Here is a 25,232-nt window from a genome sequence, read left to right on the forward strand (position 1 = left end):
GCAAAAGCAATGATAAGAAAACACAAGGTTGATAGCGATTATTCGACTACTACTTCCTTTTCTCCTTCGTTTTCCATCTCGTGTATTCTCCCACCTTTCATTATCTCTCTTGTGGCCAATATGAGAAGTGCCAAGAGTAGGTATATCCCCGCAGCACCACCGAATAACATTTCGTAGGCCTTTTCCGTAGGTATTTTCAATGGAATTGGAACGCCAGAGAGTTTGAGCAGAGTGTAATAAGTGCTCATGATTGTTCCAGCTATTGCTGGTCCCCATGTAGAACCGAAGTTCCTGAAGAGACTGTTGGCACCTGTTGCCACTCCCATTATCCTTGGTGGAACACTAAAGACCAGAATGTTGATGAGGGAAATGTTCATGAGAGTTATTCCTGTTCCCACTATGCTTATCATCGTAACGTACTGAGGCAGAGAAAGCGTTGTTGCGTACTTTGACATGAACGCAAGGCCACCACTTGCTATAAGCGAGCCGGCAAGGGCTATTGGCTTTGCACCAACTTTGGGCATAAGTTTTCCTGCCAGTGGGGCGACGATAAGCATCACCAGTGCTTGAGGAGTCATCAATAAGCCACTCTGAAGTATTGTTTTGCCAAATCCGTAGGGTTCTGGCATTTGGAAAATATATGTGTTTGCTTGGCTCATCATGGAGATTCCAAAGGCGGCAAACATTATACCCACGTTTACTATTGCAGGGTTCCTCTTTGAGACGATTTCGATGGGTATCAATGGATTCTCGGCTCTCCTCTCTTGGAGAATGAGGAGAACAAGCCCGATAGCCGCTGTTCCAAAGAGTATGAGGCTCTGCCTTGATGTCCAGCCAACAGTGGGTGCCCTAGTTACTGCTACGAGTGCGGGCACTACCGTAAAGGCTAGTAAAATCGCGCCCGCCCAGTCGAGCTTTCCGGGGTTGACGTAGCGGCTCTCTTTAAGTACCTTCCATGCAAGGAAAAACATAACCAGCACAAAGGGGACGGCTGAGTGGTACGTCCAGCGCCAGCCCCAGTTTTGTGTAACCCATGCACCAAGTGGGAGAGCTATGACCATACCCACCGCGAACATTGCGCTTATCATTCCCTGAACCTGTGGCACCATGCTCGGTGGAAACTCCTCACGGACTAGACTGAAAGCAAGGGGAAAGATAGCCATACCAAAGCCCTGTATTGCCCTCGTAACGAGTAGCCACTGGAAACTTGGGGCAAAACCGTTAAGGATGACGCCGAGGGTGTAGAACCCGAGCGCTATAAGGAACATTCTTTTCTTCCCATACATGTCGCCGAGTTTCCCAAAGAGAGCGACACTCACCGTACCAACTAGCAGGTAAATCGTAAGCACCCAGCTAACGTCGTTGGGATTTATCACGAACTCTTTCTGTATAGTTGGCAATGCCGGTGTAAGCATAGCTTCCGTGTACATAACGAGGAGGGGTAAAAGAACGACGACGAGTGCTGCCTTTTTTGCATAACTCAGGTTGTAGGTCTCACCTCTTTCCATCACTTCCATTTCTATCACCTATCTGCCAATATATCGAACGATATATCATTTATAAAGTTAGCGACAGGACAAATCTTTGCTCCACAAAAGTTTCTTGAAGGCCAAAGCTGAAAGTTGTTGGGCACTTGGTATCCTATCATCGAGCAGAGAAATATAAAATGAAAACTCAGATAAGTTCTCTTTCCGTTTTTGTTAGCCTTCTTGCCCCGTTCTTTGTTATAACGACGGTATCCTCAATCCTGACGCCACCGAATTTTGGAATATATATCCCCGGCTCTATTGTGATTACCATGCCTTCTCTCAGCACCGTCTCATCTTGCTGAGAAACCCTCGGCCACTCGTGAACCTGAAGTCCTATTCCATGTCCGAGGGAGTGGATGAACTTGTCACCATAGCCGTACTCCTCTATTACCTTTCTCGCAACGCTGTCGAGTTCTTTTGCAGTCATCCCGGGCTTTGCCTCTTCCACGGCTTTCTTCTGGGCTTCGAGGACTATCTCATAAATCTCCCTCTGCTTTTCATTTGGAGTACCCACAACTATTGTCCTCGTTATGTCGGAGTTGTAGTGCCTGTAAAGCGCCCCAAGGTCAATAACAACGAGGTCTCCTTTCTCAATCCTTTTGTCGCTTGCAACTCCATGGGGCAGGGCGGAGCGGTAACCGCTTGCAATTATCGTGTCAAAGGCCGGTTTCTCAGCGCCTTCGAGTTTCATCACATATTCAACCTTAGCGGCGATCTCTTTCTCGCGCTTTCCTTCGCTTATCTCCTCTATGGCAGTCATAACCCCTATATCCGCTAATCTGCATGCGTCTTCGATGAGCTTTATTTCCTCTTCGCTCTTTATCATCCTGAGCTCCTTTATTACCTCGTCCAGAAGCTTGAATTCTTTAACCCCGGCTTTTTCCTTCAAGGCATTTTGGAAGGAAATGCTCATGTTGCCCTCAACTGCAAGTGACTTAAAGCGCTTGAGGTATTCATAGAGCTCGTCCATTTTCTTGAATTTCTCCACGCTTACCTTGGCTTCCTCTTTTGCCTGCTCGTACTCGAGTTCAGGGACAAGTAGAGTTTCTTCCTCCAGGGTTACCACAAGGTAGCCACCAACCAAGGGCGCGGCGTTTGTGAAGTAGAAGAGGTTCGGAGCGCTTGTTATTAAAGCAGCCTCAACTCCGTTCTCTTCCAAATATTTTTTGATGCTCTCTATCCTTCCCATGTTTTTCACCAATTTAGATGACTTTCATTGCAATAAAATGCTTTCGGTTGATGAGAAAAGTTCAAAAACCGTCTCCCCAACTATTACCGGTGGGCGAGGTGTTTGAGGAAGTTGAGGTTGAAGCTTACGTTTATCCTACAGAGGACATTGAAAAGGTTAAGAGGGCCATGCTTAACTTAGTGTCACCCCTCGAGTTTGAGGCGTTTGACAAAGGTGATTACATCCTTTTAGTGGGAAAGACGAGGGATAAAAAAGCACTTCAGAGACTTTATGAGCTCTTCAGAGGACAGCAGATTCTTGATACGGCAAGGGCAATGCTGGAAGAAGGTTACTTTGGAGAAGAGATAATAATCAAGGTGCATAAGCAGGTCGCATATGTGGGCAAGGTCAACTTTAACGAGGAATCTCCCCTTGGCCCAATAACGATAATAATAAGGACAAAGGATCCGCAAAGGCTAATGAAATGGTTGGCTCCAAGAACAAAAGATGGAGTGCCGATAGAATAACTAACTCGGATGCTTTAGTTCTAATCCCATTTTTGTAAGGCTTTTTATCATACCCACCTGAATGTAAGCTGAAATTCTTGTCGTTTCGCCGTATTCTATGTCGAGAATTTCCCCTATGGAGTTTATTAAAGCTATCACCTTTGGTACCTTCTCCTTTTCCTTGACCAGAATCTCAAAGAATCTGTATTTCGGAAGGGTAAACATTACCTCCTCAAGGGCACTGTAGAGTTCTTCCAGCTCCCTTTCCTTTGCGGATATTGAGGCGATACCACTTACTGTTATTCCCTTTCTTCTGATTAGCTCTTCAATTGCCTTCCTTTTGTCTGAAAGGTCTTCCTCAGTTGTAAGGTCTTTCTTGTTTAGAACGATCAAAATAGGCTTATCCAGTGCTTTGAGCTCTTTTAGCACTTCTATCGATGCTAAAAACTTTCTCTTTATCTCTCTCCAAGGTTCGCTTGAGTCCAAAACAAGAAGGACAACATCTGCCCTCACTATTTCTTCAAGGGTTGAATGAAAAGCCTCAACTATAAAGGGCGGAAGGTCATCTATAAAACCAACGGTATCGGTTATCAAGGCCCTCTTCCCGTTTATTGTAAACCTTCTTGTGGTCGTGTCAAGGGTTGTGAACATCTGTGTCTTTGCCTCTATGTTCTCATCTGCCAGTGCATTTAAGAGAGTTGACTTTCCAGCGTTTGTATAGCCTGCTAAAGCAACAAGTATAAATCCCACTTCTTCTCTTCTCTTTCTTTTTACTTCCCTATCTGCTCTAACCTTTTCAAGCTCTTTTCTTATTTTTCCCATTCTGTAGCGGATGTGCTTCAGATACTGCTGCGTCTGATATTCACCCATACCTTTGAAACCCGCCCTATCTCCAAGCTTAATTCTCCTAATGGCTTCCTTTACGAGGGGTAATTCATACTGGAGGTTTGCCAGCTCAACCTGAAGCCTGGCCTCCTTTGAATGTGCTCTCTTCTCAAATATCTCAAGAACGAGCTGCCACTTGTCAATGACATCAATTTTAAGCTCTTTTGTTATGTTGAAGGACTGGGAAGGGGTGAGTGGGTTTGCAAATATTACCCTATCGGGATTGAGCTCTCTTATGAGTTCCTTCACTTCCTGGAGCTTCCCGGGACCTATGTTATACTTGGGGTGTTCTTCTCTGGTCTGTTCAACTATTGCGAGAATCTCATAACCGGCACTTCTCAAAAGCTCCTCAAATTCTTCTTTATTGACCCTCCTATTGGGCGAGTGTCTTATTACTCCAATAGCTCTCATCGACTGGAGCTAAGCAAAGGGGTTTATATCCTTTTGGATTAGGTATTTATACCCAAAAAACTAATTTTACACGGTGGTATTATGGAGTGTGAAGGCGTCCAGACAAAACTTAAGGAAATAGAGGAACTCCTTCAAACACTCGGAAAGCAACACCCAAAGGAAATATCAGCCTTTTCAAGGTTTTTGAGGGAAGTTGCTGAGACAAAAGCTTTAACAACAAGAGAAAAGGAACTTATAGCCTTGGCTTTGGGGATAGCTGCCGGTTGTGAATGGTGTATCTATCTGCACACCCAAAAGGCCCTGGAAGCGGGGGCAAAGAAAGAGGAACTTATAGAGGCCGGATTGGTAGCAGTTCTGATGGCTGGGGGACCTGCTCTAATGCATTTAATTCCCCTAATGAGGGCAATTGAAGCATTTGAAAAGGAACATGGGGAAGAGTAACTCTAAGATTCTTGGAGTTTTAATATTGCCTCTGCCAGGTCTCCCTTTGTTTCTTCCAATGCCTTTTTGGCGGTCTCGTAGTCAACGCCCGCCTGCTCCATAACGAGCTTTATGTCCTCTTCGGGAATGTTGAGAACTTCTCTGACTTCCTCCTTGCCCACTATTTGGTAGCTCTTCTCCCCCATAGCCGTTATCACGGTTACTGCAGCGTCTTTAATAACGATTTCTTTATTTTCAAACCTTATTATGACCTCCTTAACTCCTTCAAGCTCTTCCATCTTAATTCCAAGCTGTTTCATGAGCTTCTGCATTTGTTTGGGGTTCATACCCTTCATTGGCATCATACCTATCACCAGAAGGGAATCAAAAAAGGGATATATAACGGTTTCCAAAAAATGAAAAAGTCATTGTGGCTTCTCTGCTTCTTCCGGGAAGTTTGAAGTTTCTTCGTTGCTTTTCATTATTCTTTGCCTATATTCTTCGTACTTCTTCCTCGCTTCTTCAGCCTTCTCTTTTTCTCCCAGGTATTCATAAGCCTCTGCAACGTGCTTCCACCACATGGGGTCTTCTTCGGCCTCTCTTAAGCAGTATTCAAGGAATTTTTGATAGGCTTCTTTTGCAAGCTCTTCGTTTCCAAGCTTCCTCGCTATATTGCCAACATCCTCCCAGAAGACACCCTCTTCTTGGGCTTCACCTTTGTAGTATTCCAAAGCTTTTTCCCAGGCCTCTCTTGCTTTTTCCCCATTGCCAAGCTCTTCATAGAGCTTTGCAACATCCTCCCAGAACCACGGCTCTTCCTCGGCATACCTCTCCAGTGCCTTTGCGGCTCTCTCCATGTTGCCAGCCTTTTTCCAGTACTCGTGGGCCTCCTTGAGGTAGTAGGTGTCCTTTTCCTTCTCGTAAAGCTGCTCATAAATTTCCGCAGCTCTTTCGTATTTTTCGGCCTTTTCATATGCCCAAGCTGCGCTTTCCATCCAGCCAAGCTTTTCATACATCTCTGCGGCTTTTAAGTAGTTCCCTTTCTTTTCATATTTTCTCGCAGCGGCCTTATATTTGCCAGCCCTCTCAAGACTTTCGGCACTTCTAAAGCGGTCAGTTAAGCTCAAATCGGGTTCACTTATGTACCATATACCAAACGCAAGCCCGAGAACAAAGAGGACTATTATTCCACCAACTATCCTTAGCTTCTGCCATGTGATGCTTAGATACGTTGCATAGGCACTTAATGCTGTTGGAATTACCAAAAGCCCAGCGTACTTCCAGCTTTCTGCGTAAAGTGTCAATGCCAAGAAAAACCCAAGCATTAGGGTTAATCCCAAAAATCCTAAGCTCAGCACTATCCTAACCAGCATCCAGAAGCCCCATTTGTATATTATGCCTGCTGCTATCGCAATAATAGCCACGAGGAACCCTATGAGGTAGAGTTTTAGCTTGTCCATTTTTTCACCCCCTCCAGCATGAGTAAAAACTTTTTGTAGTCTATTTTTGGAGTGTACCACCCTAAGCCGCTTGATGCAACAACTCTATGGCAGGGGACCACTACAGGATAGGGGTTTCTTTTCATTGCCCCTCCGACGGCCCTTGGCGAGCTCTTGAGCATTTTAGCAAGCTCACCGTATGTTATGACTTCCCCTCTTTTAACCTTTTTTGTAAGTGTCTCGTAAACTTTCTTCTCAAAGGGAGTGGTCCCCTCAAAGCTAAGGTATTCCAGTGCTTCTTCGTTTTTAATCTCTCCACTAAGAACCCTGTAAACCAGTTGAGGAAAGTTGCTTTCCTTTTCCCTTAGACCGACATTCACACCACGCTTTCCTAAGTGTTTTACCAAAGCTCTAATTCTTTCTCGAAGAAACTCTTCTCCATCAAGGGAAAAAGCTACGCCTTGAATTCTCTCTTCATAGATTACCGCTATCTGTATTTCTCTTTCGCCTATTTTGAATGAGTCAATAGCAATCATCTTTACATCTCTCCAATCTTTCAATGGCTTTTCTTAGAGGCCCGTACATGGAGTGTATCTCCTTTGCGTATATAAACCCTCTTCCCAGAAAACGCTGGAACATCAGCACAGAGAGCTTTCGTCTTTCCAAATCCTTTGGATACTCCAAAGTGTTTAAGAGCTTTCCCCAAAGCTCAACCAATCTGATCCTCTCTTCCTTTGTAGACTTTCTAAGCTTCTCTTTTCTCTCTACAACTTCAGCCTTTGTTCTCTGCTTGTAAACCTCATACAGTATCACGGCAACAGCATGGCTCAAGTTCATCACTGGGTATTCTTCGCTGGTAGGAATCGTAACCGTAAAATCGAGCTTCTTAAGTTCTTCATTGTCCAGCCCCCTGCTTTCCCTACCAAAAACCAGCCCAATACTCCCATCGTAAAGAAAAGCCCTCTTTGCGAATTCTTCCGGTGTTATGGGAGTTCTTTCCGGGATGTAATCCCCTCCGGCTATTCCACTAGTTCCTACAGCTAAATCCACCATTTTAAGGGCTTCATCCAGAATCTCGACAACTTTTGCATTTTCTAGTATATCCACAGCGTGCGCGGCAAATTTTCTGGCCGTTTTGTCATTGGGACTAACCCTGGGATTAACTAAGATAAGCTCCTTTACCCCAAAGTTTTTCATAACCCTTGCAATAGCCCCGAGGTTTATTGGGTATTCTACCTCGACTAGTATTACTGCAAGCTCCATGACTACAAGATATTTAAGGGGATGTATTAAAATGGTTACGGTGAACACCGTGAGACGGCTCATGCCAATAGGAGTATACCTCTTATCCCTTGCAGTTTTTGTTTATGGTGTAAAGGCGGAACTTTCGGGCAGCCTTGAAGGGCCAAAATGGTTTTACCTTCCCCCCATAATGCTGACGCTTCTTTCTATCGCCTATTTGAGTGAAAGATCGAGGTTCTTCGGTGGGGTCTCCCTGTTTTCAGCTTTCATGCTATCCATATTCTATCTGGCAGATGTAAGGGTTCCATTGATCTTTGCCATAGGGCTTTTGCTCTCCCTTATTGCGATACTCATTGCTCTGCCAAAGGGAATGCAGCAAATCAGCTTTAGCGAAAGGGTGATCAATATTGCAGTCGGGATTTTTTCCCTAGCTGTTATACTCAAGGCTTTGAACTTTGTGTGGCCCGACGAAATAAAGCCCTACATATTTTCTTTAGCAATTATTGGGATTTTGTTGCTCTTTTTCAAAAATAGGAAGTTTTCAATCGGCGGAATTCCGCTTTTGGCAATGTTTTATACAGCCCTTTCTTACACAATTTACACGTTTAACTACTCACTTCGGGGTTACTGGTGGGTATTCTTTGCAATTTCTCTTACATTGTCCTTTTACTCGTTATTTCCACTAAGGAAGGTGATGAAGGGATGAAAATTTACGTTCTTGGAGCCGGTTCCATAGGCTCCCTTTTTGGTGCACTTTTAACGAGAATCGGGGAGGATGTGACGCTGATAGGTCGGAAGGAACATGTAGAGGCCATAAACAATAATGGTCTCATGGTCGTTGGGGTTGAAGAGTTCACAGTGTATCCCAAAGCGGTTACCAAAGCTCCTCCAGAGCCTCCAGACTTGATAATCTTGGCAACAAAGTCCTATTCCTCTGCTTATGCTCTGGAGTGCGCAAGGGAGAGCATAGGGGAAAACACGTGGATACTTAGCATTCAAAACGGGCTTGGAAATGAGGAGGAAGCATCAAAATACACAAAAAATGTTCTGGGCGGGATAACTACCAATGGGGCAACTCTTGAGAGATGGGGAGTTGTTAGATGGACTGGGAAGGGAATAACAATAATCGGAAATTACCCTAAGGGAAAAGGAGAATTTGCAGAAAGGCTCGTTGCCCTCTTCAAGAAAGCCGGGTTAGAGGCAGAGATTAGCGAGAACATAGCAGGATGGAAGTGGGCTAAGGCTATAGTTAACTCCGCAATAAACCCAATTGGAGCGATTATGGAAGTCAAAAACGGAGATATTCTGGAAAATGATTACCTCTTAACCTTGGCGATGGAAGTGGTAAAGGAAGGCTGTCAGGTTGCCATCCAACGGGGAATCGAGTTTGAGATGCACCCAATGGAACTCCTCCTCGAGACCCTTAAGGGAACAAGAGAAAACTATAACTCCATGCTCCAAGACATAAGAAGGGGCAAAAAAACAGAGATTGACTTCATAAATGGTAAAATCATTGAATACGGTGAGGAAATAGGGATAAAAACTCCCCTAAACTTTGCACTCTGGAGTTTGGTAAAGGCCAAGGAGTCACAAACTAAATAAAGGCTCCCATTGATAGTATACTGGGGATAGGCATGTCCATATTTGGAGGGAAGGAAAGTAATGTTTTTGCAACAATTGATAAACATCTTGATGCAGTAAATTCCACCATAATAAAACTTAGAGAACTTGTGGAAGCTTATCTCAATGGGGAAGTTGAGAGGGCAGAGGCTTTAATGAAAGAAGTTAAAGAACTGGAGAGAGAGGCAGATACTTTAAGGAGAAAAATAGAGACAATGCTTTATCAAGGCGCATTTTTACCGGTTAACAGAGGCGACTACGTCAGATTATCCGAGCTTGTGGATAGCGTGGCAGATGCAGCGGAAAGTGCCGCCCACTCTTTAATCCTGGCAAAACCAAGAGTGCCCTCAGATCTAAAAGATGAGATCTTGGAACTTTTAGATTATTCCTTGAGGACATATCAGCTTCTTGAAAAGGCTGTTAAAGCACTCAACACGAATGTTGATGAGGCGATTGAGTATGCAAAAAAGACCGAAATAGCAGAGGAAGAGGCCGATAAAATTGAGTATTCCCTTTTGAGAAAAGTTTTTGAAAGTGAAAAAATAACAACATTCGCAAAAATCATATGGGATAAGGTTATAACAAAGATTGGGGATATAGCCGATAGAGCGGAGGATGCCTCCGATCAGGTTTTGATTATGGCACTAAAAAGGAGGGGTTGAGAATGAAAGTGTTAGTTGCCGCACCTCTGCATGAAAAGGCAATCGAGATTTTGAAAAATGCCGGGTTAGAGGTGGTCTATGAGGAATATCCAGACCAAGAGAAGCTCAAAGAGCTCGTTAAGGATGTCAGCGCCATAATAGTCAGGAGCAAGCCCAAAGTGACGAAGGAGATTATAGATGCCGCACCGAGCCTTAAGGTTATAGCCAGAGCCGGCGTTGGGTTGGACAACATAGACGTCGAGTACGCAAAGAGCAAAGGGATTGAGATCGTCAACGCTCCCGCAGCATCAAGTAGAAGCGTTGCCGAATTAGCTATTGCATTGATTTTTAGTGTTGCCAGAAAAGTAGCCTTCGCTGACAGGAAGATAAGAGAGGGAGTGTGGGCCAAGAAGCAGTGCATGGGGTTTGAGCTTGAAGGAAAGACTCTTGGTGTCGTAGGATTTGGAAGGATTGGGTACAATGTAGCAAAGATAGCAAAGGCCATTGGGATGGAAGTCCTTCTCTATGACGTCATGAAAAATGATGAAAGGGCAAAGGAAGTTGGTGGAAGGTTTGTGGAGCTTGAAGAGCTTTTGAGAAACAGCGATGTTGTTACAATCCATGTGCCTCTCCTTGAAAGTACTTACCACCTCATTAACGAAGAGAAGTTGAAGCTCATGAAGCCCACTGCAATCCTCATCAACACATCAAGGGGCCCCATTGTGGACACAAACGCTTTGGTAAAAGCTCTTCAAGAGGGATGGATTGCTGGAGCCGGCCTGGACGTCTTTGAGGAAGAACCGCTTCCCAAAGATCACCCCTTGACAAAGCTTGACAACGTGGTTTTAACTCCTCACATAGGAGCATCTACGGTTGAAGCCCAAGAAAGAGCCGGCATAGAGGTTGCTGAAAAAGTCGTTAAGATTCTGAAGGGCGAGTAGCTTTCCCTCTTTTTGCATTTTATTCCTTCTTTGATGGCGAAGAACTTATAACTTAAAAGTTAAAGGAAATGTCAGAGGAGTTTAACCTCTTCTACTGGCCTTATCTTGAGAACTTCCCTGTTTACTATATTTTCCGGAATTTCGCCCTTAAAAATCGACAGCAGATTGTTTACTGCTTGGAACCCCATGTCTTTCATAGCCTCTTTCGCCAATCCTGCGTGATGGGGAGTAAGCACCGTTTCCCATTCCATTTCAAAGAGTTCGCTCTCCTGAAGCGGCTCCTTTTCATAAACGTCGGTGGCAAATCCCTTGAGTTTCCCTTCTTTTAGGGCCTTGATGAGGGCTTTTTCATCAACCAAGCTTCCTCTGCCTATGTTTATTAGATACTTCCCTTCCATGAGCTTAATTCTTTCCTCATTTATTATGCGATAAGTTTCTGGGGTTGAAGGAAGGGCAAGGATAACAATGTCGCTCTGCTTTAAAACCTCCTCAAGTGGAAGCCACTTTGCATTTACTTCCTTTTCTATATCCTCTTTTCTGCTTCTGCTCCAGTAGTAGATTTCCGTTCCAAGAGCTTTCATTCTTCTTGCTATGGCCTTGCCTATTGGACCCATTCCAAGGATTCCAACCTTCTTGCCGTAGACCGTTTCCACTCTTTTATACCATCCCCAAACCGTCCTGTGGGAGTCCCAAAGGCCCCTTCTCACGAACTTGTCCGAATAGGCAATTTTCCTCAGGAGAGCTATGGTCAAACCCACGGCAAACTCTGCAACGGCTTCGCTTAAAACCCCACTAACCTTTGTTACGTATATTCCCCTTTCAGTTGCCGCTTCAACGTCTATATGGTCGTAGCCAGCGGAGTGGGTACTTATGACCTTAAGCTTTTCTCCTCTCTCAATTATTTCTCTATCCACCCTATTCAAGGGTGAGACTATTAGTCCATCGTATTTGCCTATTATTTCTAATATCCTTTCCTTCTCGGGATAAACCAAGACGTCAACATCGCAATACTGCTTCAAGAGCTCTAAGGGTTCACTCTTCATGTTAAAAAGAACCAAGACTTTTGGCTTCATTTCTTTCACCACTAAAACTTTCATCGAAACATGTTAATAAAACTTTTTGAGAAATCTGCGAAAGATTAAAAAACATTGGGCATTTTTAAGGAATAGGTGGTGAGTTTATGGATGATGCCAGTAAAAAACCAAAAGTAAAGAGAGAAAGGTGGTCAAACGAGTTCAGCGAATGGTACAATGAGATGATAGAGCTCGCTGGGATACAAGATAAGAGATACCCGGTAAAGGGAATGAACGTCTGGTTGCCATATGGATTAAGGATTATGAGGAACATTGAAAACTTCATTCATGAGGAAATGAGAAGGACAGGCCATGACGAAGTGCTCTTTCCAGCTTTAATTCCAGAGACGGAGTTTGAGAAAGAGGCAGAGCACATAGCGGGATTCCATGGGGAAGTTTTGTGGGTAACACAGGCTGGTGAGAAGCCCCTGGATATAAAGCTTATTTTGAGACCAACCAGTGAAACCGCCATGTACCCCATGTTTAACCTATGGATTAGGTCTCACGCAGATCTGCCCTTCAAGGTTTATCAGATAGTTAACGTTTATAGATATGAGACGAAGCATACAAGACCTTTGATCAGGGTAAGGGAAATAAGCAGATTCTTTGAGTCCCACACCGCTCATGACAGCTTTGAAGATGCCGAGAGGCAGATAAAGGAAGACCTTGAGATATTTGACAACCTTGCCAAAAAACTCGCTCTGCCTTACATTGTCTCAAAAAGACCGGACTGGGATAAGTTCCCAGGAGCGTTCTATTCTCTCGGTGCGGAAGTAATAATGCCCGATGGGAGGACTCTGCAAATTGGGACAATGCACAACTACAAGCAGAATTTTGCAAAGGCATACGAGATAACCTATGAAAAAGAGGACGGAACCCACGACTATGTTCACCAGACTACATTTGGAATGAGCGAAAGACTGCTTGCTGCCGTCATGGCGGTGCATGGAGACGACAACGGCCTTGTGTTGCCTCCAACAATAGCCCCCATCCAGGTGGTGATAGTTCCGATTCCAGTGAAGGACTCTCCATATGATGTTAATGCCTATGCCAAGGAAATTGCCGAAGAGCTCAAGACGGCTGGCATTAGAGTTCATGTAGACGATAGAGAGGAGATAAGACCCGGGAGAAAGTTCTACGACTGGGAAATCAAGGGCGTCCCATTGAGAATTGAGGTTGGACCGAGGGACGTCGAGAGCAAAAAGGCAGTTCTGGCAAGAAGAGACACCTTTGAAAAGTTCACCGTCGAGAGGGAAAAAATCGTTGAAGAAGTCAGAAAGGCCCTCGATGCAGTAATGGAGAATCTCTATGCAAGGGCAAAAGAGTTTTTGGAGAGCCACATAAAGAGGGTTGATACAATAGAAGAAGCTAAACAGCTCTTTGAAGACAGAAGAGGAGTAGTGGAGCTCCCATGGTGCGGTGAAGAGAGCTGCGGTGTGGAGATGGAAGAAATCTTGGATGCAAGTATGCTCGGAATACCGTACCCAGAAGAGGCTGCAAAGATTGAAGGGAAGAAGTGTGCCCACTGTGGAAAAGAAGCGAAGTACATAGCAAGGTTTGCAAGGACATACTAACTCTTTATGCTTTCTCTTATTGCTATTTCTACTGCTCTCCTTATCATCTCGAGACTCATCGAAGGCTGTGGCTTTTCTAAAACCTGCTCGGGGATATATGGAACGTGTATAAAGCCCGCTTTCGCCTCCAATCCGTTTACTGCTATGTAGTGTAGAGCCGTGTACATGGCGGTGTTGCACACGTAGGTTCCGGCTGAGTTGGACACCATGGAGGGAATTTTATTCTCCCTTAGAGCTTTTACAATTCTCTTTACGGGTATTGTAGCAAAATAAGCCGCTGGAGCATCTTCAAATATTGGTTCGTCCTCTGGCTTGTATCCCTCGTTGTCTTCCATCCTTGCATCCATAACGTTTATCGCAACCCTTTCAACTGTTATGTTAACCCTTCCACCGGCCTGGCCTGTGAGGATCACAACATCCGGCTTAACATCTTCTATAATCTTGGGCAGCTTTTCTTTAACTCCCTTAAAGCTCACCGGAAGCTGGTGCTTTATTATCTCCGCGTTTTTGATTTTCTCAGGAAGCCCCTTGACGGCTTCCCAAGATGGGTTTATCTTCTCTCCCCCGAAAGGCTCAAAACCCGTAACCAAGACTTTCATTTTAGTCACCAAAAAGGCTAAAGTTTAATTAAGATTTAAAGGTTACACTTTTCGGTGAAGCTTATGAAATATGATGTTGTGATAATAGGTGGGGGAGCAGTTGGGAATTACCTCGCAAACCTTCTTGCGGGAGAGTTTGAGGTTGCAGTAGTTGAAGCAAAGACCTCTTTTGGAGGTAAGGCATGCACAGGTATAATCGGGGCAGAAAATTTTGAAAAGCTCAACCTTCCAAAGGAAGCGATTCTTAACGAGTTCAGAGGCGCGGTGTTTTATTCCAGAATTCAGAGCTTTGAGATAAAAAGGAAAGCTCCACAGGCATATATGGTCGACAGGAAGATTCTCGAAAAGAGCCTTGCCGAGAGAGCGGTCAAAAAAGGTGCCGAATACTATATGGGAGCCAGATTCTTGGGGTTTAAAAATGGAAAGGCTCTTGTACAGAGGTTTAACGAGAGGTTCGAGATAGAGGGCGATTTCTACGTTGGAGCCGACGGAGTGTCAAGCAAAGTCGCCCAGGAAATTGGGGTAAGGGCAGAGGCAGAATTTTTGAGCGGTTACGAAGTTGAAGTGGTTGGAGACTTTAAAAAGAAGGATTTCGTTGAAGTGTGGGTGAACAAGGACATAAACGGGGAGTTTTTCATGTGGGTGGCTCCGGTAAATGAATCCCTAGCAAGGGTGGGTACTTTTGGAAGCTACGATGCACTTATAAGGTTTTTAAGGCTAAGGCTCCTCAGAGAAACACAAGTTGTTGAGATAAAAGCCGGAAACGTCGGTTTTGGATTCAGAAAACCATGGGTAAAGGAAAACGTTGCACTCGTGGGAGATGCCGCTTTGCAGATAAAGCCTCTAACGGCCGGAGGTATCGTATACGGGATGCTCTGTGCTCATGCACTCAGATACGCCATAAGAAAGAATAACCTGGCTATTTACGAAAATCTCTGTGGGGATATAAAGAAGCAGATTGCCTTTGGACTCAGAGTTAGGAAGCTTTTCAAAGCCCTCGACCAAGAAAAAATAGAGAAGCTCTTCGAGGTTCTTTCAAGCAGAGAAGCGATAGAGGTGATAGAGAACTACGCGGACTTTGACGACCACAAGAAAACAATAACTGCTCTTGTAAAGCATCCACGTTTGCTTGCAAGGGCCTTGAGAGTCACCCCAATGTTATTGAGATATCTGGTGGTGTAAAATGGAGTGGGAAATGGGGCTTCAAGAGGAGTATCTGAAGCTGATAAAAGAGGGAAAAAAGAAGATTGAGGGAAGGCTGTACGATGAAAAGCGAAGGCAGATAAAGCCGGGAGATGTAATAGTTTTTGAGGGACGCTTAAAAGTAAGAGTAAAAGCCTTAAGGGTCTATCCATCGTTCAAGGAAATGCTTGAGAAAGAGGGACTTGATAGGGTTCTCCCGAATGTCAAGAGCATAGATGAAGGAGTAGAAACCTACAGAAAATTCTACAGCGAAGAGGAAGAAAGGAAATACGGAGTTGTGGCGATTGAGGTGGAGCCAATAGAGGAGATAGAAAAAAAGGAAGGGACTTCAGCCTAGATATTTTTCCTTTATGTATTCTATGAAGTATCCTGGATTTATGCCTTCTCCGAAGCTTCTCTCGAGGAGTTCTTTTGGTGGATACATGCTTCCATATTTGTGCACTTTCTCCCTCAGCCATTCTCTTATCGGCGCAAATTCTCCGTTTGCGACCTTTTCGTAGAAGTCCGGGATGTCCTTAAGGATGTAGCTCCTAATCTGCGTTGCCAGGAGTGTTCCGATGCTGTAGGTGGGGAAGTAGCCAACGGTTCCGTGGGCCCAGTGAATATCTTGGAGAATTCCCTCTTTGTAGCTCTTTGGTCTTATGCCGAGAAGCCTCTCCATCTCTTCGTTCCAGAGCTCAGGTAAATCCTTGGCCTTGACTTCTTCGTTTACCATGAGCTTCTCAAGTTTGTATCTCAAGAGGATATGCAAGTTATAGGTAACTTCATCTGCCTCCACCCTTATGAAGTCCGGCCTGACTATGTTGAAGTAATTGTAAACGTCCTCTTCAGTGTATTTTGACATGAATGGGAGATTTTCCTTGAGGATTGGGTAAATTAACCCTGCAAATTCCCTGCTTCTTCCAATGATGTTCTCCCAAAATCTGCTCTGGCTCTCGTGGATTCCGAGGGAAACACCTCCGGCCACTGGGGAGAACATAAACCTCTCGTCCACCTGGAGCTCATAAAGTGCATGACCAAATTCGTGAACCACAGCTAAGAGGGTTCTCCTGAAATCAAAGCCCTCATATCTGGTTGTTATTCTAACGTCATGAATCCCAAACTCCGTCGTGAACGGATGAGGTGACACATCCAAGCGACCTCTTGTTCCTAAAGGATATCCCAAGAGCTCAAGAACCTTTAAATTAACCTTTTTCATGCTCTCAACGTCGTATTCCTCCTTCTCTAATGGATGCTCCCTGGGAATCTTGCCTTCCTCAAGTATTCTGTCCAGAATAGGTTTCAGCTCCTTTTCCAGCTTTTCAAATATGGGCTCCAAATCTCTTGTTCTCAGCCCCTCTTCATATAAATCAAGGAGGGCATCGTATGGATATTCCTCATAGCCGAGGTAATCTGCCGCCTTCTTTGCAAGCTCTATTATTTTATCAAGCCACGGCTCAAACTTCTTGAAGTCGTCCTTTTCCTTCGCCTCAGCCCATGCCATGGTTGCTCTGCTTCTAACTTCACTCAGCTCCCTAACGAACTCCGGTGGGAATGCCTTTGCTATTCTTATCTCCCTCTGCAGTACTCTAACGACTCCTCTCTCATAATCGTTTAACTCTTCCCCAGCTGCTTTCTCCACAAGCTCAACAAACTTTGGCTCCAGCATAAAACTATGGGCCAAAACTGAAAGCTCCCCCTGTGCTGTGCTTCTCTCGGTTATCCCCATTTTGGGCATGTTTACTTCCATATCCCACCCAAGAACGCTCTGAGCATGTCCAATTGCCCATATCTTCCTATAGTGGGCCAAAATCTGTTTTATGGTCTCGTTTTGGAATATCTCCTCAGCCATCTTTATTCACCTATGTGTATCTAAGTCCGCTACATTTTTAACTCTTTCGATATGCATCTTAACGCAAAAACTCGCTTGAAAACACCAAAGCTTTTTAGAAAACCAAGAAAAAAGGTATTGAGGATGCAAGATGAAAGCGGTAATTCTGGCGGCCGGGCTTGGAACTCGAATGGGAAAACTCAGCAAGGAAACTCCCAAGGGCCTAATAAAAGTTGCTGGAAGGGAGATACTTTACAGAACGATGAAAATTCTTGAAATGGAAGGAATTGACGAGTTTGTGATTGTTACCAATCCCTTATACAAGGAAAAGTTTGAGGGATTTTTAAGGAAAAACAACTTTAGATGTGATTAATGAGTTCCCAGAAAGGGGGAACGGATACAGCCTATATCTCGCCCGTCCATACGTCTCGGAAAGGTTTGTCGTAGTGATGAGCGATCACATCTATGAGGAAGCCTTTATTAGAGAAGCCTTGAAGGGTAAGGGGCTTGTAGTTGATAGGGAAGGGAAACTCACAAATACTGAAGAAGCTACAAAGGTGAAAATAGAAGATGGGAGGGTAGCAGATATTGGAAAAGCACTTGAAGAGTACGACGCTCTGATCGGAGAAAAAGAGAAGCTAGAGTTTTGGTCACAGTTTATCTGGTCCAAAAAGGTGAAAACCCTGGGAGATAAGTCATAAACATATTTGTTCATTGATGAATTTATATTCAACATAATGTTCTAATGTGAACATTACTGTTTAACCTCTTTCTTTTCTGCAAACTATTTTATTTTCGTCAAATTTTATAATTTGAAATGCGTAATCATATATTGATATTTGCTTGAGGTGTTGCTTTATGTTTGGGTATATGGGAAAAATATTGAGAGTTAACCTAACGACGGGAGAAATAAAAGTGGAAGAACTGAAGGAAGAAGACGCAAAGGAGTTCATCGGCGGTAGAGGCCTTGCAACAAAGATCCTTTTAGAGGAAATAGATCCAAAGGTTGATCCATTCAGCCCGGAGAATAAGTTAATCTTTGCCACGGGGCCCTTGACCGGAACAACTGCTCCAACTGGCGGTAGATACATGGTGGTTACAAAGTCTCCGCTAACGGGGTTCATAGCTTCAAGCAACTCAGGTGGCTTCTTTGGTGCAGAGCTGAAGTTTGCGGGTTATGATGCCTTGATTGTTGAGGGAAAGGCAGACCATCCGGTCTACATAAGCATAAAGGACGAAGATGTGGAGATCAAAGATGCCTCCCACCTCTGGGGTAAAAGAGTTGGAGAAACTACTGACAAGCTCCTTGAAGAGTTTGGGGACAAAAAGGCGAGGGTTGCTTGTATAGGCCCCGCTGGAGAGAAACTTGTAAAGTTTGCAAACATAATGAACGACAAACATAGAGCCGCTGGAAGAAGTGGTGTAGGAGCAGTAATGGGGAGCAAGAATTTGAAGGCTGTTGTAGTTAGGGGAACAAAGCAAGTAGAGCTCGCCGACAAAGAAAAGTTCATGAGCGTCGTTAAGGAGAAGATAAAGAAGATAAAGGAGAACCCAATTACGGGCGGAGGACTTCCACAGTATGGAACCGCAGTTCTGGTAAACATAATAAATGAAAACGGCCTTTATCCAACGAACAATTTCCAGACTGGAGTATTCAAGTATGCCTACGAGCAGAGCGGTGAGGCCTTAGCTGCAAAGTACCTGGTGAGAAACCACCCATGCTTTGCATGTCCAATTGGATGTGGAAGGGTCTCGTATCACCCGGCCATAGGAATTACCGAAGGTCCCGAATACGAAAGCATATGGGCCCTTGGTGCAACCTGTGGTATAAACGACCTGGCAAGCATAGTGATAGCGAACCACCTATGTGATGAGTTTGGCCTTGATACGATTTCAACAGGTGGAACTTTAGCGGCAGCTATGGAGCTTTATGAGAGGGGCATCATAAAGCAGGAAGAGCTTGGAGACGCACCGCCCTTGAGATTCGGTAACACTGAAGTGCTCCACTACTACATCGAGAAGATTGCGAAGAGAGAGGGCTTTGGGGACAAACTAGCTGAAGGAAGCTACCGCTTGGCTGAGAGCTACGGGCATCCAGAATACTCAATGAGCGTTAAAAAGCAGGAGCTCCCGGCATATGATCCCAGAGGAGCAGAAGGACACGGTGTAACTTATGCCACCTCCAACAGAGGTGGATGTCACGTTAGAGGTTACATGATCAGCCCAGAAATCCTCGGTGTTCCTGTAAAGCTTGATCCCCACGACGTAAGCGAAGAGAAGGCCAAGTGGGTTAAGATATTCCAAGACTTAACCGCAGTAATTGACTCCTCCGGCTTGTGCCTCTTCACGAGCTTTGCACTTGGAGCAGATGATTACTCCGAGATGCTGAATGCCGCAACGGGCTTTGAGTTTACGACTGATGAGTGGCTCAAGGCGGGAGAGAGAGTATGGAACATTGAGAGGATCTTCAACCTTAAAGCCGGTTTAGTCCCAGAAAAAGACGATACTTTGCCCAAGAGATTCTTGGAAGAGCCAATGCCTGAAGGACCCAACAAAGGACACGTGGTAAAACTCCACGAGATCCTTCCAAAATACTACAAGCTCAGGGGCTGGGACGAGAAAGGATACCCGACTGAGGAGAAGCTCAAGGAGCTTGGTTTGGACAAGTATTATTAACTTTTCTTCCATTATTTATTTTTGGGTGAGGAAAATGGTTAGGGTAAGGGTTTTTGCTACCCTTAGAGGGATTGTTGGAAAAAACGAACTGGAAGTTCAGGCTGATACGGTAGGGGAGCTTTTGGAAAAGCTCTATAACGAGTATCCTAAAATGAAAAAAGAGCTCGAAAAGGGAGCCGTTATCCTGGTTAACGGAAAAAACATCGAGCACCTTGAGAAACTTAACACCAAACTTAAAGACGAAGACGTGGTAAGCATATTCCCACCAGTCGGAGGCGGTTGAATGCACGAGTTTCACTGGGACAACGCTAAGATTCTGCTTCCTAAATCTCCGGATATGAAGTACCTCTACATTGAAATAACAAACCGCTGTAATCTAAGATGTGAGATGTGTTTTAAGCAGTACTGGGAGGATAAAGAAGGAGATATGGATTATGACCTTTTCTTGAAAATTCTGAGGGATGCGGAAGAGTTCCCCAACTTAAAGATGATTTACTTTGGTGGCATTGGCGAGCCCCTTGTACACCCTCGTTTTATGGATATGGTGAAGGAAGTGAAGAAGAGAGGATATGCGTTGGGAATTTCAACGAACGGCTTTCCCCTCACGGATAAACTTATTGAAGAGCTCGTGAAGCTCAGAGTTGATTTGATATACATCTCACTTGATGCAATCCCAACACAGCCAACAAAATTGGGTCACATAATGCCCAGCGTTACCGTTGAACGGCTCAAAAAGTTTGCCGAGATAAAGAAGAGGGAAAACACCGAGATTCCGCATGTTGGAGTTGAAGTAGTCTTGACAAAAGAGAACTACACACAAATGGCAGAGCTTGTGAAGTATCTCTCCAAGTTCAACATAGACGCACTGCTTTTCTCAAACCTAATGCCGATTACAGCGGAGCACGCCGAGATGATAATCTACGATGGAAGCGTCGATATAAGCAATGCACTCTCAAAACTTTACCCCCAGATATACCGTGGATTTCCAGTCAAAGTAGCGGAATTTAAACTTAGGAGTGAGAGACACTGTGACTTTGTTGAAAACAACGTTGCAGTTGTTAGATGGGATGGAGAGGTTGCACCTTGTTATCGCTTTCTCCATACATATCCGGAACACATTTTCGGAAGGGAGAAAAGGGTGGAAGCTTATTCCTTTGGCAATGTGAAAGAAAAATCCCTGAAAGAGATATGGACGGGCAGAGAATATACATGGTTCAGGTTTAGTGTTAGGAACTCTCTCTACCCCTCCTGCACAGATTGTCCCATTGTTGACGCGTGTGATTATGCCAAGGGCTCAAAAATGGACTGCTGGGGAAACGTGCCAAGCTGTGGGGATTGCTTGTGGGCAAGGAGAATAGTTCTCTGCCCGATTCCAAGAGAGGAGCATGGAAAGTTCTGGTGATCTTTCATTTAGCCTCATAAAATCTTTGAAAATATATTCGTTGGTAACGCACCTCTCTTCGATTTTATTTCATTGAGGTTCATAAATGTGCCAGAAAGTTTTAAATGCAACCATTGCTGGAACAGTAGGTATAGGAAACATAGCGGGTGTAGCGACTGCAATAGCTGCCGGAGGACCGGGTGCAATGTTCTGGATGTGGGTCACAGCTCTCGTTGGAATGGCAACTAGGTACTCGGAGGGACTTTTGGGAGTTGCCTTTAGAAGCAAGTTGCCAGATGGAACAATGATCGGTGGAACCTTCAACTTCTTGGAGAGAGGACTGGCAGAGGAGGAAATCTCACCAACTTTCAGGACAATAGCTGGGCTCTTAATAACCCTCTTTGCAATATTCATCGGCTATGAAGCCACAAAGCTAAGCGGGGGATTAATGGTACTCGCCGTCATAATAGCAATTCTCTTCCTTATACTGGCGCTATACCTATTAACGGGGCGCTCACTTCCAACCCTTGGCAAGACCCTCGCAATACTCTTCGCGTTATTTGCAGCGATTTCAGCATTTGGAATTGGAAACATGACACAGGCAAACTCTCTAGCACTGGGAATGAAGCAGGCGTTCAACGTTCCAACATGGATAACAGGTGTGTTCTTTGCTTTCATAACCTTCATAGTTATCGTTGGTGGAATTAAGAGAATCGGAGAAGTTGCAGAGGCTTTAGTTCCCTTTATGGCAATAGTCTACTTCATCTTTGCAATTGGTGTCTGGATTAAGTACGCCGGTCAGCTGCCATCTGCAATAGCCCTTATATTCAAAGATGCATTCACTGGAGAAGCCGTTGCCGGTGGTGCAGTGGGTACCGTAATAAGGTGGGGGGTGGCTAGAGGTCTGTTCTCCAACGAAGCTGGTTTGGGAACTGCTACATTCGTTCACGCTACAGCAAGAACAGATCATCCATCAAGACAGGCCCACGTGGCAATGCTTGGACCATTCATTGACACAATCCTGATATGTTCACTTACCGGTATTTCAATAGTTGCCACCGGGGCGTGGGAAACTGGAAAGACGAGCACTCCCCTAACCCAAGAGGCTTTCGCAAGGGCATTTGGACACATAGGTGAGATCATGGTTGTTATAGGCGTCATTCTCTTCGCGTACTCCACAGTGCTTGCATGGTCTTTCTACGGCAGACAGAACATTATGTACCTTGCAAAGTGGATTGAAGGGAATCCAGAGAAGTTCGCGAAGCTCTATCCAAGACTTCACCTGATCTACAACCTCCTCTTCGTAGTGTTCCTCTACATCGGTGCCACAACTGCCCTTGAAAACGTATGGACATTCTCAGACATGATGAACGGACTTATGGCAATACCAAACCTCGTTGGACTCATACTCTTGGCAACGGTTATCAAAAGGTACACCGACGAGTTCGTCTCTGCAAACCCATGATTTCTCTTTTTCTTTTTGACTTTTTATCGTTTTGTGAGGTGATTTAAGTGAAATATCCAAGACTAGTTGTTACTCCTCCGGGGCCAAAGGCCAGGGAACTCGTAGAGAGGGAGAAGAAGGTTATTTCACAAGGCTTAGGTGTTAAGCTTTTCCCCGTTGTCCCTGAGAGAGGTTACGGAGCTTTGATAGAGGATGTAGACGGCAATGTTTTTATAGACTTTCTTGCCGGAGCCGCTGCGGCTTCAACCGGTTATGCTCATCCCAAGTTAGTTAAAGAAGTTCAGGAACAGGTGGCAAAGATACAGCATTCGATGATCGGCTACACATACAGCAAAAGAGCGATAGAAGTTGCTGAAATTCTGGTCGAGAAAGCCCCAATAGAAAACCCAAAAATTCTCTTTGGTTTGAGTGGGAGTGATTCCATTGATCTGCTTATGAAAGTTGCCCGTTTTGCCACAAGAAAACCCTGGATAGTTGCCTTCATTGGGGCTTACCACGGCCAGACCTATGGAGCGACATCCGTTGCCGCCTTTCAAAGCTCACAGAAGAGGGGATTCTCACCATTAGTTCCAAATGTTGTCTGGATTCCATATCCCAACCCTTATAGAAACCCGTGGAGGATAGACGGCTATGAAGAGCCTAACGAGCTGATAAACGCCTTTTTGGACTATCTGGAGAATTACGTTTTTGCCCATGTGGTGCCTCCGGATGAGGTAAGCGTTCTTTTAGCTGAGCCCATTCAGGGAGACGCTGGAATCGTTGTTCCACCAGAGAACTTCTTCAAAGAGCTCAAAAAAGTACTAGACGAATATGGGATTCTCTTGGCAATGGATGAAGTGCAGACAGGAATTGGAAGAACCGGAAAGTGGTTTGCAAGTGAGTGGTTTGGTGTTGAGCCAGACTTTATATCCTTTGGAAAGGGTGTGGCAAGTGGAATGGGGCTCAGTGGAGTAATTGGAAAGGCTGAGCTCATGGAGATGACAAGCGGTTCTGCTCTGCTCACACCTGCCGCCAATCCCGTTATTTCAGCGGCAGCATATGCAACGCTCAGAATAATAGAGGAGGAAAACCTCTTAGAAAACGCACTGAAGGTTGGGGACTTCATAAAGAAGCGCTTGCTTGAAATGAAGGATAGCTACGATGTCATTGGAGACGTTAGGGGCAAGGGCTTGATGATAGGCGTGGAGATAGTGAAACTCAACACCAAGATTCCAGACCCAGAGTTAACCGGAAAAATCTGTTGGAGGGCATTTGAGCTTGGCTTAATTTTGCCGAGCTACGGCATGTTCGGAAACGTCATAAGAATAACGCCACCGCTTGTAATAACGGAAGAGATTGCCGAAAAAGGACTGGAGATTATGGAGCAGGCATTAAAAGATGCTCTCGCTGGAAAGGTGAAGCACAAAACCGTTACGTGGCACTAGTTCTCTTCTTTTTAACACCTTTTGTTTGAAACGCCACCATTTATAAACTTCCTCGCTTAGAGTTTTTCGGTGAAGATCATGCACGAATGGGCGCTTGCTGATGGTATAGTTAGGACTGCAATTGAATTTGCAAGGCAGCATGGGAAAGACAAGGTTCTGGGCATGAGGATTGTTCTCGGAGAACTGCAGGACGTTAATCAGGAGATACTTGAGTTTGCCATCAACGAAATAAAAAAGGGAACGATTGCAGAGGAGGCGGAGATTGAGTTTGTTATTGAGGAGGCTGAGTTTAAGTGCAGAAACTGTGGAAACGAGTGGAAGCTCAAAGATGTCAAAGGGGGTTTTGACGAGAGGATAAAAGAGGATATCCACTTTATTCCAGAGGTGGTTCATGCTTTCCTTGCCTGTCCAAAATGTGGGAGCAGGGACTTCGAGGTTACAAGGGGGAGAGGAGTTTATCTGGCAGCAATAAAGGTTGAGGGTGATGAGGAGTGATTGACCCGAGGATAAAGGCAGTTGAGGCCAGGCTTGAAAAAGTCAAGAGAATAATCCCCGTAGTGAGCGGCAAAGGAGGAGTGGGAAAATCAATGATATCAACTACTCTGGCCTTAGTTTTGGCTAAGAAAGGTTATAAAGTTGGCCTTCTCGATCTGGACTTCCATGGGGCAAGTGACCACGTCATACTGGGTTTTGAGCCCAAGGAGTTTCCCGAAGAGGACAGAGGCGTTGTTCCCCCGGAAGTGCATGGGATTAAGTTCATGAGCATAGTGTATTACTCCGAAGATAAGCCCACTCCATTGAGAGGAATGGAAATAAGCGACGCCCTGATAGAGCTTTTAGCAATAACAAGATGGGATGAGCTTGATTTCCTCATAATTGACATGCCCCCCGGAATGGGGGATCAATTTTTGGACGTCTTGAGGTTCCTCAAAAGGGGCGAGTTTCTGGTTGTGGCAACACCTTCAAAGCTTGCCATAAACGTTGTTAAAAAGCTCCTTGAGCTTTTGAAAGAGCAGAACCTCAAAATAATTGGCATGGTGGAGAATATGAAGCTCGATGAAGAGAAGGACATTGAGAACCTCGCCAGAGAATTTGGTGTGCATTATCTTGTCGGCATTCCACTCTACAGAGACCTTGATGAAAAGATAGGCAACGTGGGAGAGCTTTTTAATACTGAATTTGCCAAAAAGGTTGAAAAAATTGCAGAGTCTCTTTAAATTTCAAT

At 44.8% G+C, this 25,232-nt stretch carries 28 protein-coding genes; 18 read left to right on the plus strand and 10 right to left on the minus strand.

All coding sequences use genetic code 11. The features are described 5' to 3' along the window. Nucleotides 1–38: 38 nt before the first annotated feature. Nucleotides 39–1,517: an MFS transporter gene (locus tag ADU37_RS03980; protein WP_203226264.1), complete on the minus strand. Its 1,479-nt coding sequence runs from the start codon at nt 1,515–1,517 to the stop codon at nt 39–41. Between the two features lie 157 nt (nt 1,518–1,674). Then, nucleotides 1,675–2,718, minus strand: coding sequence for a Xaa-Pro dipeptidase PepQ (gene pepQ, locus ADU37_RS03985; protein WP_058946395.1), 1,044 nt, complete (start codon nt 2,716–2,718; stop codon nt 1,675–1,677). Between the two features lie 89 nt (nt 2,719–2,807). Between pepQ and ADU37_RS03990 the strand changes: the two genes are divergently transcribed. After that, the gene (locus ADU37_RS03990) at nt 2,808–3,224 is read left to right on the plus strand and encodes an RNA-binding domain-containing protein (RefSeq protein ID WP_203226265.1); all 417 of its coding nucleotides are present in this window, start codon (nt 2,808–2,810) and stop codon (nt 3,222–3,224) included. On the opposite strand, the gene hflX is transcribed toward ADU37_RS03990, so the two are convergent. Further along, complete coding sequence (hflX, locus tag ADU37_RS03995; protein WP_058946397.1) at nt 3,225–4,499, minus strand: GTPase HflX; 1,275 nt, start codon at nt 4,497–4,499, stop codon at nt 3,225–3,227. Between the two features lie 81 nt (nt 4,500–4,580). Between hflX and ADU37_RS04000 the strand changes: the two genes are divergently transcribed. Continuing rightward, nucleotides 4,581–4,940, plus strand: coding sequence for a carboxymuconolactone decarboxylase family protein (locus ADU37_RS04000; RefSeq protein ID WP_058946398.1), 360 nt, complete (start codon nt 4,581–4,583; stop codon nt 4,938–4,940). Nucleotides 4,941–4,942: 2 nt separating this feature from the next. Here ADU37_RS04000 and ADU37_RS04005 read toward each other — a convergent pair whose 3' ends face one another. Genes ADU37_RS04005 through ADU37_RS04020 form a run of 4 tightly spaced genes read right to left on the minus strand, consistent with a single transcriptional unit; the run spans nt 4,943 to nt 7,621 of the window. After that, nucleotides 4,943–5,284 (minus strand): nascent polypeptide-associated complex protein, encoded by a 342-nt coding sequence (locus ADU37_RS04005; RefSeq protein WP_058946399.1) that lies wholly within the window; start codon nt 5,282–5,284, stop codon nt 4,943–4,945. 60 nt (nt 5,285–5,344) lie between these two features. After that, entirely contained in the window at nt 5,345–6,379 is a 1,035-nt protein-coding gene (locus ADU37_RS04010; RefSeq protein ID WP_058946400.1) for a tetratricopeptide repeat protein, read from the minus strand. Continuing rightward, a complete protein-coding gene (gene otg / locus ADU37_RS04015) occupies nt 6,367–6,894 on the minus strand; it encodes a methylated-DNA--protein-cysteine methyltransferase (RefSeq protein ID WP_058946401.1) in 528 nt (175 codons plus the stop codon). Before otg ends, ADU37_RS04010 begins: the two co-directional genes overlap by 13 nt. Continuing rightward, nucleotides 6,881–7,621: an RNA methyltransferase gene (locus ADU37_RS04020; RefSeq protein ID WP_058947624.1), complete on the minus strand. Its 741-nt coding sequence runs from the start codon at nt 7,619–7,621 to the stop codon at nt 6,881–6,883. The genes otg and ADU37_RS04020 overlap by 14 nt, the downstream gene beginning before the upstream one ends. A gap of 40 nt (nt 7,622–7,661) precedes the next feature. On the opposite strand from ADU37_RS04020, the gene ADU37_RS04025 reads away from it, so the two are divergent. Genes ADU37_RS04025 through ADU37_RS04040 form a run of 4 tightly spaced genes read left to right on the plus strand, consistent with a single transcriptional unit; the run spans nt 7,662 to nt 10,802 of the window. Next, complete coding sequence (locus ADU37_RS04025; protein WP_144433200.1) at nt 7,662–8,306, plus strand: hypothetical protein; 645 nt, start codon at nt 7,662–7,664, stop codon at nt 8,304–8,306. After that, nucleotides 8,303–9,202, plus strand: coding sequence for a 2-dehydropantoate 2-reductase (locus ADU37_RS04030; RefSeq protein ID WP_058946403.1), 900 nt, complete (start codon nt 8,303–8,305; stop codon nt 9,200–9,202). The genes ADU37_RS04025 and ADU37_RS04030 overlap by 4 nt, the downstream gene beginning before the upstream one ends. Nucleotides 9,203–9,234: 32 nt before the next feature. After that, nucleotides 9,235–9,882, plus strand: coding sequence for a TIGR00153 family protein (locus ADU37_RS04035; protein WP_058946404.1), 648 nt, complete (start codon nt 9,235–9,237; stop codon nt 9,880–9,882). Nucleotides 9,883–9,884: 2 nt separating this feature from the next. Then, nucleotides 9,885–10,802, plus strand: coding sequence for a D-2-hydroxyacid dehydrogenase (locus ADU37_RS04040; protein WP_058946405.1), 918 nt, complete (start codon nt 9,885–9,887; stop codon nt 10,800–10,802). Between the two features lie 71 nt (nt 10,803–10,873). Here the strand turns inward: ADU37_RS04040 and ADU37_RS04045 are convergent, their stop codons facing one another. Then, on the minus strand, nt 10,874–11,875 hold the full coding sequence (locus ADU37_RS04045) for a 2-hydroxyacid dehydrogenase (RefSeq protein ID WP_058946406.1): 1,002 nt from the start codon (nt 11,873–11,875) through the stop codon (nt 10,874–10,876). Between the two features lie 107 nt (nt 11,876–11,982). On the opposite strand from ADU37_RS04045, the gene proS reads away from it, so the two are divergent. Continuing rightward, on the plus strand, nt 11,983–13,449 hold the full coding sequence (proS, locus tag ADU37_RS04050) for a proline--tRNA ligase (RefSeq protein ID WP_058946407.1): 1,467 nt from the start codon (nt 11,983–11,985) through the stop codon (nt 13,447–13,449). Here the strand turns inward: proS and pcp are convergent. Beyond that, nucleotides 13,446–14,048: a pyroglutamyl-peptidase I gene (gene pcp, locus ADU37_RS04055; RefSeq protein WP_058946408.1), complete on the minus strand. Its 603-nt coding sequence runs from the start codon at nt 14,046–14,048 to the stop codon at nt 13,446–13,448. The two genes, proS and pcp, sit on opposite strands and share 4 nt — an antisense overlap. A gap of 63 nt (nt 14,049–14,111) precedes the next feature. On the opposite strand from pcp, the gene ADU37_RS04060 reads away from it, so the two are divergent. Together ADU37_RS04060 and ADU37_RS04065 are read left to right on the plus strand one after the other, a co-directional pair. After that, entirely contained in the window at nt 14,112–15,230 is a 1,119-nt protein-coding gene (locus tag ADU37_RS04060; RefSeq protein WP_058946409.1) for an NAD(P)/FAD-dependent oxidoreductase, read from the plus strand. Between the two features lies 1 nt (nt 15,231). Beyond that, nucleotides 15,232–15,588: an ASCH domain-containing protein gene (locus tag ADU37_RS04065; protein WP_058946410.1), complete on the plus strand. Its 357-nt coding sequence runs from the start codon at nt 15,232–15,234 to the stop codon at nt 15,586–15,588. Here the strand turns inward: ADU37_RS04065 and ADU37_RS04070 are convergent. Next, entirely contained in the window at nt 15,580–17,082 is a 1,503-nt protein-coding gene (locus ADU37_RS04070; RefSeq protein WP_058946411.1) for a carboxypeptidase M32, read from the minus strand. The genes ADU37_RS04065 and ADU37_RS04070 overlap by 9 nt on opposite strands. 130 nt (nt 17,083–17,212) lie before the next feature. Here ADU37_RS04070 and ADU37_RS11830 point away from each other — a divergent pair, with 130 nt between their 5' ends. The 9 genes from ADU37_RS11830 to ADU37_RS04115 all read left to right on the plus strand — a co-directional run bounded on the left by ADU37_RS11830 (nt 17,213) and on the right by ADU37_RS04115 (nt 25,224). Next, entirely contained in the window at nt 17,213–17,434 is a 222-nt protein-coding gene (locus tag ADU37_RS11830) for an NTP transferase domain-containing protein (RefSeq protein ID WP_058946412.1), read from the plus strand. Beyond that, the gene (locus ADU37_RS11835) at nt 17,427–17,762 is read left to right on the plus strand and encodes a hypothetical protein (RefSeq protein ID WP_058946413.1); all 336 of its coding nucleotides are present in this window, start codon (nt 17,427–17,429) and stop codon (nt 17,760–17,762) included. Before ADU37_RS11830 ends, ADU37_RS11835 begins: the two co-directional genes overlap by 8 nt. A 157-nt stretch (nt 17,763–17,919) precedes the next feature. After that, nucleotides 17,920–19,737, plus strand: coding sequence for an aldehyde ferredoxin oxidoreductase family protein (locus tag ADU37_RS04085; protein ID WP_058946414.1), 1,818 nt, complete (start codon nt 17,920–17,922; stop codon nt 19,735–19,737). A gap of 34 nt (nt 19,738–19,771) precedes the next feature. Next, complete coding sequence (locus tag ADU37_RS04090; protein ID WP_058946415.1) at nt 19,772–20,020, plus strand: ubiquitin-like small modifier protein 1; 249 nt, start codon at nt 19,772–19,774, stop codon at nt 20,018–20,020. Further along, nucleotides 20,021–21,139 (plus strand): tungsten cofactor oxidoreductase radical SAM maturase, encoded by a 1,119-nt coding sequence (locus tag ADU37_RS04095; protein WP_058946416.1) that lies wholly within the window; start codon nt 20,021–20,023, stop codon nt 21,137–21,139. An 85-nt stretch (nt 21,140–21,224) separates the two neighbouring features. Then, entirely contained in the window at nt 21,225–22,583 is a 1,359-nt protein-coding gene (locus ADU37_RS04100; protein WP_238982000.1) for a sodium:alanine symporter family protein, read from the plus strand. A 47-nt stretch (nt 22,584–22,630) separates the two neighbouring features. Continuing rightward, on the plus strand, nt 22,631–24,007 hold the full coding sequence (locus ADU37_RS04105; RefSeq protein ID WP_058946417.1) for an acetyl ornithine aminotransferase family protein: 1,377 nt from the start codon (nt 22,631–22,633) through the stop codon (nt 24,005–24,007). Between the two features lie 78 nt (nt 24,008–24,085). Then, a complete protein-coding gene (gene hypA, locus ADU37_RS04110; protein ID WP_058946418.1) occupies nt 24,086–24,502 on the plus strand; it encodes a hydrogenase nickel incorporation protein HypA in 417 nt (138 codons plus the stop codon). Continuing rightward, complete coding sequence (locus tag ADU37_RS04115) at nt 24,499–25,224, plus strand: Mrp/NBP35 family ATP-binding protein (protein WP_058946419.1); 726 nt, start codon at nt 24,499–24,501, stop codon at nt 25,222–25,224. Before hypA ends, ADU37_RS04115 begins: the two co-directional genes overlap by 4 nt. The last annotated feature ends 8 nt before the right edge of the window (nt 25,225–25,232 follow it).

The organism is Thermococcus sp. 2319x1 (genome assembly GCF_001484685.1).
Taxonomy (GTDB): domain Archaea; phylum Methanobacteriota_B; class Thermococci; order Thermococcales; family Thermococcaceae; genus Thermococcus_A.